A 10,426-nucleotide genomic window follows, 5' to 3' on the forward strand; every position below is an offset into this window, starting at 1 on the left:
GGCCGAAAGCCTTGTTTGGCACAGCGTCGTGATCGCGATCGTCGCAGGCGGACTCTTCACCGTGGCTGCGATCGCCGCGGCTCCGATGCTCTATCGCGGATTGGGCGGCACTGGCACGTCCTGGCAGCAAGCGCTTCAGTACTCGAACATTCTCTTCGACGGCGCGGTCCTGTTCTGGGTTCCAACCTTGCTGCAATCGGCGTTGCGAGGCGCGGGCAACGTCAGGACGCCCGCACTGATCATGCTCGGCAGCGTCGGAGCCGGACTCCTCATTTCCCCAATCCTGATTCTGGGCGGACTGGGGCTTCCGAGAATGGGCGTGGCCGGTGCGGGCATCGCACAGGTGCTGTGCACCGCGGGCTCGCTGGCAGCGATCTTTGTCTATATGCGTTTGGGGGGCTCGAAACTTCGACTTCGCCGGCACCCGCTGCGGCGTGACCACTTTGGTGCCATCCTTGGCGTGGGCTTGCTGTCAACCTTCAACGCGGCGATGTCGACGCTTTCGATCGGCGCGATCACTGCCGCTGCGGGTACCCTTAGCGTGGCAACGATCGCGGGCTACGGGATCGCGTCCCGGCTCGAAATGCTGCTGGTGCCCGTGATGTTCGGCTTCGGTACCGCCGCCATCACCGTAGTCGGAACCTGCATCGGCGCCGACGACATCCCGCGAGCGCGCCGCGCTGCGCTGGTGAATGCACTGTTCGTCGGTGGCCTGCTCGAAGTGCTGGGCCTCAGCGTGGCGTTCCTGCCCAGCCTGCTGTGGATGTCTCACTTCACGAACGACCCCGACATATGGGCCGTCGGCGGCCACTATCTGAGGGTGATGGGCCCGATTTTCGGCTTCATCGCGATCGCGATGGCGTTGTACTTCGCGGGGCAAGGCGCGCGGCGCGTCGGCTGGCCGCTCGCTGCGGGTAGCTTCCGCTTCATGTGCGCGCTGTCCGCCGCAGCGCTGGTGTTCGCGGGAAAGCTCAGTCTTGAGTCCGCCTTCCTGCTGGTGGCCGTGGGGGCCATCGTCGGTTCCGCGGTAACGGCGTGTGGCTTCGCCCGGGTGAGGTGGGGTATTCGCTAGATCGCGTGGGAGCGAAGGGCCGCGTTGGATTGCTTCGATCGGTCGCCACGGATTTGGCCTGCGCTCTAAGGCCGTCCGCCAGGATTGAGTCGGGACATGGTCACTGCCCATTGGCGACGGTGCGTTGCCTGAACCTGCTCGAGATCCATCGACAGAGTCCGGTGCATGATAGGCAGGTGGGCCGACCCCGATTTCAGCAGCGCATGAACTCCTCCCAGTCGGTCGAAACCAAGAGCCCTTTGATCGACAACTCGAGGTCGTACGTCGTGCGCTGACAGAGGAGCTTCTCCGTCATCGTTGTACGTCTGCGCGGATTGCCACCGCGTCAGCGGTCTCGGCTTGCCAGCCGCCGCCCAGCGCCTTGAACGCACTGACCGCCGCGCGCGCCGCCTCCGTTTGCGCCTGCACTTTCGCATCAGCAACGCGCAGGAGGCTCTCGTCCGCTTGCAACACTTCGATCAGGCTGACGACACCTCGCTGATAGGCCGTGAACGAGGCGCCTCGTGCACGACCGAGCGCTGCCTCGCCCTGCGCGAGCAAGGTGGCTTGTTCTTCACGCTTGACCAGGGCGGAGAAAGCATTTTCCAYGTCTTCGGTCGCGCGCAGTGCCGCGAGACGATAGGCCGCGAGCAACTCCGCCTCCTGCCCTTTTGCGAGTTCGATCTGCGCATCGATGCKCCCGAAGTCGAACAGGCGCCAGCGCAGGCCGAGCAAGACCGCGGCCTGGCTGGCCCCGCCGGTGAACACGTTACCGCTGGCCACGGACGTGGCGCTGCCGATTACCCCCCCCAAGGACAGCTTCGGGTAGTACTCGGCCATGGCCACCCCGGTGCGAGCGTTAGACGCTTCAAGTCGCCTCTCGGCGGCGATCAGGTCGGGCCGCCGTCGCAGCAACTCGCCGGGTGATCCGGTGGCGCCGATGCGCGGTGCGACGGGAATGGCAACCGGTGCGGCCAGTTCCGCACGGTGAGCGCCCGGCGCCGCACCCAGCATCACGTCGAGCGCGTTCATGGCCGCAGCTTCGCCCGCCTCCAGCACTGGAAGCACCGCACGAACCTGCGCCAGCGCACCTTCGGCCTGCCTCAACTGAAGTTCGGCTGCCAGCCCCTTGCCGTAGAGCAAGTCGACCTTCGAGAGCAGTTCTTGTTGCGTGCCGACTTGCCGGCGTGCCACGTCGAGGCGGGCCTGCAGTCCGCGTAGCGTGATATAGATGTCTGCCGTCTGCGCAGCCACGGTCAGGCGCGTGGCGGCTGCGCCGGCCTCCGATGCCTGGTAGTCGGCCAGCGCAGCCTCACGGCCCCGACGCAGGCCGCCGAAGATGTCCAGTTCCCAACTTGCGCCAAGGTTGGCTTCATAGGCGTTGCCGTAGCGATCGAAACCTGGTTGCGAGTTCATAACCTGGCCCAACTGCGTCTCGACCGACTGGTAGGCCCGGGCAGCTTGTCCGCTGAGGTTGCCCGCGGGCAGCATCGCTGCGTTCGCAGCACCGAGTCCAGCACGGGCCTGCGCCACGCGGGCAGATGCTTGCGCAAGATCGAGGTTCTGCGTCAGCGCGAGTTCGACGTAGCGGGCCAGGTGTGCATCGCCAAACGCAGTCCACCAGGCGACCAACTCGGCGTTCGCGGTAGCGGCGCGCCGGTCGAGGGCTGCTTCGCCGATGAATTGGTCCGGCAGAGTGGTGGCGGGTCGGACATAGTCAGGACCGACAGCGCAACCTGCGAGAAGGCTGAGAAGCAGGGGAATGACAAGGGTGCGTTGGAACATGGGCGATTTCTGGAACGAGTGGGACGAGACCATCAAACGAAGTTGTGACTATAATTCAATGTGGTCACTTGTTGTGGCCTTTTTCCGGGAGCGTTAAGCTGTCGCCATGAGCAATGCAACTTCCTCTTCCCCTGCCACACGGGGGCCGGCAGATCACGATGTGCGCGCGCAGATTGTCCTTGCGGCAACCGAGCACTTCAGCCGGTACGGTTACGAGAAGACCACGGTTTCCGACCTCGCCAAGGCCATCGGCTTCTCCAAGGCATACATCTACAAGTTCTTCGAGTCCAAGCAGGCGATCGGGGAAATGATCTGCTCGAACTGCTTGCGGGAGATCGAAGTGGACATCCGCGCTGCGGTCGATGGCACCGACCGTCCACCCGAGAAACTGCGCCGCATGTTCAAGGCCATCGTTGATTCGGGCCTTCGTCTGTTCTTCCAGGACCGCAAGCTCTACGAGATCGCCATCTCGGCGGCCAGCGAACGCTGGCAGTCGGCCATCGCACACGAAGAGTGCATCCAGCAGTTGCTCGTCGAGGTGCTGAAGCAAGGGCGCGAGTCCGGCGACTTCGAGCGCAAGACACCGATCGACGAGACGGCGGCGGCGATCTATCTGGTCGTTCACCCCTATATCAACCCCCTGATCCTGCGGCACAGCTTCGATCACACCGACCAGGCGCCGGCGCAGCTGTCCGGCCTGGTGCTGCGCAGCTTGTCGCCATAAAAACTAAATATTTCTTGTGACCATTGACTAATATGGTCACTAGTATCAGAATTTGGGTCCTGATCGATTCGTCAATGGGACCCGTATGCTTTCGCGCCGCTTCGCTACATCCGCACTCTTTTGCGCCTTGCCATTCGCGTTGGTCGCCTGCGACGACAAAGCGCCGCCAGATCCGCGCACCCAGACACCGCTGGTGCGCGCTGCCACCGTCCAAGCAGCCGACTCCGCATCGCGCTCTTTCACAGGCACCGTAGCCGCGCGGGTTCAAAGCGACCTGGGCTTCCGTGTCTCAGGAAAAGTGCTGGAGCGCTTCGTGGACGCTGGTCAGACTGTCAAGCGCGGGCAACTGCTCATGCGCATCGACCCGGTCGACCTGAGGTTGGCTGCGCGCGCACAGCAGGAGGCCGTGGCCGCTGCCCGGGCGCGTGCCAAGCAGGCGAGCGACGAAGAACTTCGCTACCGCGACCTGAGAGGCACCGGGGCCATTTCCGCCTCGGCCTACGACCAGATCAAGGCTGCGGCGGATGCCGCTCAAGCCCAGCTCGGTGCGGCCGAAGCACAGTCGGAAGTCGCGCGCAACTCCAACCGCTATTCAGAACTTGCCGCCGATGCGGACGGCACGGTGCTGGAGACGCTGGCCGAGCCCGGCCAGGTGGTCAACGCCGGGCAGCCGGTGGTCCGCTTGGCGCAGGCTGGGCGCAGGGAGGCGGTGGTCCAGTTGCCCGAAACGATGCGCCCTGTCGTCGGCTCGGGCGGGCAGGCCACGCTCTTCGGCAAGGAAGGCGTTGCAGTGGCAGTAAAGCTCAGGCAGCTCTCGGATGCGGCCGACCGGCTCACGCGCACGTTCGAGGCGCGATACGTGCTCGAGGGCGAACTGGCCAACGCGCCCCTGGGTGCCACGGTCACGGTCCACATCGCGGACGGCAGGCCCGCGCGAGAAAGCAGTGCGCAGGTGCCCATCGGCGCCCTGTTCGACACAGGCAAGGCAACGGGCGTGTGGGTCATTGGCGGAGATCCGTCGACGGTGCGCTGGCAGCCGGTGGCGGTCGAGCATCTTGACGACGACCGTGCGCGGGTGACCGGTCAACTCAAACAGGGAGATCGGGTCGTCGCGCTTGGGGCGCACCTGCTGCGCGAAGGCGAGCAGGTGCGTATCGCGACCCCGGCCGCGACGCCGGCCGCGGGCGGAGCCCGCCCATGAGCGAAGGCCGCTTCAACCTGTCGGCGCTGGCTGTACGCGAACGCTCCATCACGTTGTTCCTGATCTGCCTGGTCTCGCTGGCGGGCTTGGTCGCGTTCTTCAAGCTCGGCCGCGCGGAGGATCCCGCTTTCACCGTCAAGGTGATGACCATCATTACGGCCTGGCCCGGCGCCACGGCGCAGGAGATGCAGGACCAGGTCGCCGAGAAGCTCGAGAAGCGCCTGCAGGAGTTGCGCTACTACGACCGCTCGGAGACCTACACACGCCCCGGCCTGGCGTTCACGACCCTGACATTGCTCGACAGCACCCCGCCAGCGCAGGTGCAGGAAGAGTTCTATCAGGCGCGCAAGAAGGTCGCTGACGAAGCGGGCACCCTCCCCTCCGGCGTGATCGGGCCGATGATCAACGACGAGTACGCCGACGTCACCTTCGCCCTCTTCGCGCTCAAGGCCAAGGGAGAACCGCAGCGCGTGCTGGTGCGCGATGCGGAAACGCTGCGCCAACGGTTGCTGCACGTGCCGGGCGTGAAGAAGGTCAACATCGCCGGGGAGCAGTCGGAACGAATCTATGTCGAGTTCGCGCACGACCGGCTGGCGACGTTGGGCATCGGCCCGCAGGACGTGTTCGCCGCACTCAACAACCAGAACGCGCTGAGCCCGGCTGGGTCGGTGGAAACCAGCGGCCCGCAGGTCTTCATTCGACTGGACGGCGCATTCGACACGCTACAGAAGATCCGCGATACGCCGGTGATCGCGCAAGGCCGTACCTTGAAGCTATCGGACGTTGCCACGGTCAAGCGCGGGTACGAAGACCCGGCCACATTCATGATCCGCAACGGCGGCGAACCTGCCTTGCTGATCGGCGTGGTCATGCGGGAAGGCTGGAACGGCCTCGATCTGGGCAAGGCGCTGGACATGGAGGCCCGTGCCATCAACGCGGAGTTGCCCCTGGGCCTGAGTCTGACCAAGGTCACGGACCAGTCGGTGAACATCAGCGCATCGGTCGACGAGTTCATGATCAAGTTTTTCGCGGCCTTGCTGGTCGTGATGCTGGTGAGCTTTCTAAGCATGGGCTGGCGTGCTGGCCTCGTGGTGGCCGCGGCAGTGCCGCTGACGCTAGCGGTGGTCTTCGTGGTGATGGCCGCGACCGGCAAGAATTTCGACCGGATCACGCTCGGCTCGCTCATCCTCGCGCTCGGCTTGCTGGTGGACGACGCCATCATCGCCATCGAAATGATGGTCGTGAAGATCGAGGAGGGCTACAGCCATGTGGCCGCTTCTGCATACGCCTGGAGCCACACGGCGGCGCCCATGCTATCGGGCAYGCTAGTCACCGCCGTCGGCTTCATGCCCAACGGATTCGCGCCGTCGACCGCGGGTGAGTACACCAGCAATATGTTCTGGATCGTCGGAATCGCGCTCATCGCATCCTGGGTGGTCGCCGTGGTGTTCACACCCTACCTGGGCATCAAGCTGCTGCCGAACTTCAAGAAGATCGAAGGCGGCCACGCCGCGATCTATGACACACCACGCTACAACCGGCTGCGTCGTGTTCTGGCACGCGTCATTGCGCGCAAGTGGCTGGTGGCGGGCGCCATGGTGGGCCTCTTCATCGTGTCGATTCTCGGCATGGGCGTGGTCAAGAAGCAGTTCTTTCCGATCTCCGACCGGCCCGAAGTGCTCGTCGAAGTGCAGATGCCCTACGGCACTTCGATCACCCAGACCAGCGACGCCACGGCCAAGGTCGAGGCCTGGCTTTCCACGCAGCCGGAGGCACAGATCGTCACGTCATACATAGGACAGGGCGCGCCCCGCTTCTATTTTGCGATGGGGCCCGAACTGCCCGATCCGTCGTTCGCCAAGATCGTGGTGCGCACGGCCAGYCAGGAGGAACGCGAGTCCTTGAAGTACCGGTTGCGTCATGCCATTGCCGACGGCCTCGCGTCCGAGGCGCGGGTGCGCGTGACCCAGCTCGTGTTCGGCCCGTACTCGCCGTTTCCTGTCGCCTACCGTGTCACCGGGCCCGATGCGAACGAGCTGCGCAAGATCGCGGACGAAGTGCGCCAAGTCATGGATGCCAGCCCGATGATGCGCACCGTCAGTACCGACTGGGGCACCCGTACGCCGACATTGCATTTCACCCTGGACCAGGACCGCCTTCAGGCCGTCGGGCTGACCTCCAGCGCGGTGGCGCAACAACTGCAATTCCTGCTGAGCGGCGTGCCGGTGACCACCGTACGTGAAGACATCCGCACGGTGCAGGTGGTGGCCCGTTCCGCCGGCGGCACCCGGCTCGATCCCGCGAAGGTCGTGGACTTCACGCTCGCCGGAACTGGCGGCCAGCGCATTCCGCTGTCGCAGGTCGGCGAGGTCGAGGTGCGCATGGAAGAACCTGTCATGAGGCGACGCGACCGCATGCCCACGATCACGGTGCAGGGCGACATCGCCGACGGGCTGCAGCCCCCCGATGTGTCGACCGCGATCACCGCGAAGCTGCAGCCCCTGATGCAGAAGCTGCCGGCCGGCTACCACATCATCCAGGCCGGCTCCATCGAGGAATCGGAGAAGGCGACCAAGGCGATGCTGCCTCTGTTCCCGATCATGCTGGCGATCACGCTATTGATCATCATCTTCCAGGTGCGCTCGATATCCGCGATGGTCATGGTGTTCCTCACGAGCCCGCTGGGGTTGATCGGCGTCGTGCCGACCTTGCTGCTGTTCCAGCAGCCCTTCGGCATCAATGCGCTCGTGGGGCTCATCGCGCTGTCGGGCATCTTGATGCGCAACACGCTGATTCTGCTCGGGCAGATCCACCACAATCAGGAGCAAGGGCTCGACCCGTTCCATGCTGTCGTAGAGGCGACCGTGCAACGTGCCCGCCCCGTGATCCTGACGGCGCTCGCGGCGATCCTCGCGTTCATCCCACTGACGCACTCGGTGTTCTGGGGGGCGCTCGCCTACACGCTGATCGGCGGGACGCTCGCGGGGACGATCCTGACGCTGGTATTCCTGCCGGCCATGTATGCCATCTGGTTCAGGATCCGGCCCGGCAAGGGCAACCCGGCCACGCATTGATGGCGCTTCCTCACCATTCGTTCAAGACCGAAAGAACCACCATGTCAGTTTCATCAGTTGTCGTCGTAACGGGAGTGTCCTCGGGCATCGGGCGCGTAGCCGCGGAGATGTTCGTCGCGCGGGGCTGCCGCGTGTTCGGCACCGTGCGCGACCTTCGCCATGCGCCCGCACTGGCCGGTGTCGAGTTCGTCGAGATCGACGTTCGGGAAGAACGCTCGGTTCAACTCGGCGTCGAATCCGTGATTGACCGTGCCATGCGCATCGACGTGCTGGTCAACAACGYGGGGATGATGATGATGGGCGCGGTCGAGGAGACTTCGACGGCCGAGGCCGTGGCGCTCTTCGACACCAACGTCTTCGGCATGCTCCGCATGACGCGCGCCGTACTCCCTCACATGCGTGCGCATCGTCGTGGGCGAATCGTCAACGTCAGCTCGGTACTCGGCGTATTGCCCGCGCCGTACATGGGGATCTACGCGGCCACCAAGCATGCGGTGGAAGGGCTGTCTGAATCGCTCGATCACGAAGTGCGCCAGTTCGGCATTCGCGCCGCCCTGGTGCAGCCGGCTTTCACGCGGACCAACCTCGACGCCAATGCGCCCCGAGCCAAGACACGGATCGCGGGCTACGACCGCGAACGGGACCTGGTGACAGTCTCGGTGTCCGACAGCGTCAACAATGCGCCCGAACCGCACAGGGTGGCGAGCACCGTCGTCGAAGCGGGCCTCGGCCCGTGGCGCATGCGTTACACCCCCCCCGGGCAAGCGTCGCTTCTAACTAAGTTGCGCCGCTTCCTGCCGTCCGGACCCGTGGATGCGAGCCTGCGAAGAAAACTCGGGCTCGCCTGAGGGCCGGGCGCTCAAGCGTCTTGACGAACATCGCCCATCAAAGACGGAGAACATCGTGGACAGCCTGGACCTCCTGCGCACATTCAGCGAAGTCGCCTCTTCCGGGAGCTTCTCCCGCACCGCCAAGCATCTGTCGCTGTCGAGGGGCACCATCAGCAAGTACATCGCAACCCTCGAACGCCGTTTCGGTGTCAGGCTGCTGAACCGCACCAGCCGTGCGGTCAGCCTGACGGACGCCGGCCACCTGCTTCTCGAAAGAAGCAAGCCGATGCTTGAGCTGGCCGACGTCACGCAAGCCGAACTGCAGAACCGCGCGCGGGTCCCCAGCGGGCGCCTGCGCATCTCGGCGCCGCACGGCATGGACCTGACGGAGTTGCCGGCACTGATCAACGCCTTCCTTGGCCACTACCCCGAAGTCAGCATCAGTCTGGTTCTCACGAACCGAATGGTCGATCTTGCGGAGGATGGCGTCGACATCGCTCTCCGATTTGGCGCTTCGGCCAACGAGAACCTGATCGTCAGAAAGCTGGTGGCAATGGAGCTCAGTGTCTGCGCCGCGCCCATTTACTGGCGCAAGCAYGGCGTGCCAGCTCATCCCAGCGACCTCGCTCACCACGTCGCGCTGATCAGTACCCATCTGAATCCTCTGCCGAAGTGGCGGTTCGAAGCAGACGGGCAGCCAGTCGAGGTCGCGGTTCACGGAAGGCTGGATGCAACGGAAGCCGGCCCACTGATCCAGGCCGCACTGCTGGGGGCTGGCGTCGTCTATCTGCCTTCTGTCATGCTCGAACCCTACGTCGAGAGCGGACGACTGGTACCCGTCTTGTCGGACTTCGTGCGCAGCGACATGTGGCTTTCCGCCGTCTACCTGCAGCGTCGACACAGCACGGCGGTGCACCGTGCACTGCTTGATTTTCTTGAAAACCGGTTTAGACCTGCTGGCACGCGTTAAGGATTGGCGCGCGATGGGTTGACGACGGTTCTGGTGCAAATCTTCCGCGCGGCCGAACAATTTCGTGAGCGCGATGCGCTGATCATGCTGAGAGCACTGCATTCCAGACCGCGGGCGCGGCTTGGCCTTTGACGCGCAGCCGGCGGAGACTGAACTGGCCTTTGCGAATGCGATTCAGCAGCTCGACGCCGGCGATCGTCACGGCCCGCTCGATCGAAGACCTTGAAGCCGAGCATGGGGTTGATGCGCGACTTCACGCCCCGATGGTCCTGCTCGACCATGTTGTTGAGATACTTGGACGACCGCAGTCGTGTGCGCTTCCAAAGGGTGCTTTGCGCGGACAGTTCCCGCACGGCGCGATGCGAGGCAGCGTAGCCGTCCAGCGTGATGGTCACTGGAGGTCGTTTTGAGTCGCCAGCGCCTTGCAGAAGAACACCTTGGCCGCCTTGACATCGCGGTTCGCGCTCAAGCGGAAGTCCACGGTCTGGCCGTCTCGATCGACAGCCCTGTAAAGATAGGTCCACTTGCCTCGGATCTTGACGTAGGTCTCACCCACGCGCCACGAGCGACCGGCCTTGCGGGCGAAGCGATTCCTGCGCCTCTCGAACTCAGGCACGAAACGCTGGACCCAGCGCATGATCGTCGTATGGGCCAGGGCAAGGCCGCGCTCGGCCATCATTTCCACCAGGTCACGCAGGCCCAGTTTGTAGCGCAGATACCAGCGGACGCATAGAACGATGATCTCTCGCTCGAAGAGCCGTCCCTTGAACAGATCGTCCATGCTCTGGAGC

At 64.4% G+C, this 10,426-nt stretch carries 7 protein-coding genes and 1 pseudogene; 6 read left to right on the forward strand and 2 right to left on the reverse strand.

The window, feature by feature from the left end; genetic code table 11:
* Window positions 1–1,072 (forward strand): MATE family efflux transporter (locus AC1D2K_RS20625; RefSeq protein WP_478090690.1); only part of this gene is annotated, 1,072 nt, incomplete at its 5' end.
* A 291-nt stretch (window positions 1,073–1,363) separates the two neighbouring features.
* On the opposite strand, the gene AC1D2K_RS20630 is transcribed toward AC1D2K_RS20625, so the two are convergent.
* The gene (locus tag AC1D2K_RS20630) at window positions 1,364–2,836 is read right to left on the reverse strand and encodes an efflux transporter outer membrane subunit (protein WP_478090691.1); all 1,473 of its coding nucleotides are present in this window, start codon (window positions 2,834–2,836) and stop codon (window positions 1,364–1,366) included.
* Between the two features lie 106 nt (window positions 2,837–2,942).
* Between AC1D2K_RS20630 and AC1D2K_RS20635 the strand changes: the two genes are divergently transcribed.
* The 5 genes from AC1D2K_RS20635 to AC1D2K_RS20655 all read left to right on the forward strand — a co-directional run bounded on the left by AC1D2K_RS20635 (window position 2,943) and on the right by AC1D2K_RS20655 (window position 9,635).
* Complete coding sequence (locus tag AC1D2K_RS20635) at window positions 2,943–3,560, forward strand: TetR/AcrR family transcriptional regulator (RefSeq protein WP_478090692.1); 618 nt, start codon at window positions 2,943–2,945, stop codon at window positions 3,558–3,560.
* A gap of 85 nt (window positions 3,561–3,645) precedes the next feature.
* Window positions 3,646–4,761 carry an efflux RND transporter periplasmic adaptor subunit gene (locus tag AC1D2K_RS20640; RefSeq protein WP_478090693.1) on the forward strand — a complete coding sequence of 372 codons (1,116 nt, stop codon included), beginning with the start codon at window positions 3,646–3,648 and terminating at the stop codon, window positions 4,759–4,761.
* Window positions 4,758–7,835, forward strand: a complete 3,078-nt coding sequence (locus AC1D2K_RS20645) for an efflux RND transporter permease subunit (RefSeq protein ID WP_478090694.1) — start codon at window positions 4,758–4,760, stop codon at window positions 7,833–7,835. Before AC1D2K_RS20640 ends, AC1D2K_RS20645 begins: the two co-directional genes overlap by 4 nt.
* Before the next feature lie 41 nt (window positions 7,836–7,876).
* A complete protein-coding gene (locus AC1D2K_RS20650; RefSeq protein ID WP_478090695.1) occupies window positions 7,877–8,683 on the forward strand; it encodes an oxidoreductase in 807 nt (268 codons plus the stop codon).
* Window positions 8,684–8,738: 55 nt separating this feature from the next.
* The gene (locus AC1D2K_RS20655; protein ID WP_478090696.1) at window positions 8,739–9,635 is read left to right on the forward strand and encodes a LysR family transcriptional regulator; all 897 of its coding nucleotides are present in this window, start codon (window positions 8,739–8,741) and stop codon (window positions 9,633–9,635) included.
* Window positions 9,636–9,717: 82 nt separating this feature from the next.
* Here AC1D2K_RS20655 and AC1D2K_RS20660 read toward each other — a convergent pair.
* Window positions 9,718–10,416 (reverse strand): annotated as a pseudogene (locus tag AC1D2K_RS20660) (IS6 family transposase).
* Window positions 10,417–10,426: the final 10 nt, after the last annotated feature.

Source organism: Variovorax sp. P1_H12_2, assembly GCF_056405335.1.

What these genes read in the sequence shown, in the direction of transcription:
- AC1D2K_RS20635 (WP_478090692.1), top strand. Translation starts at nt 2,943, where the DNA reads ATGAGCAATGCAACTTCCTCTTCCCCTGCCACACGGGGGCCGGCAGAT.
- AC1D2K_RS20640 (WP_478090693.1), top strand. Translation starts at nt 3,646, where the DNA reads ATGCTTTCGCGCCGCTTCGCTACATCCGCACTCTTTTGCGCCTTGCCA.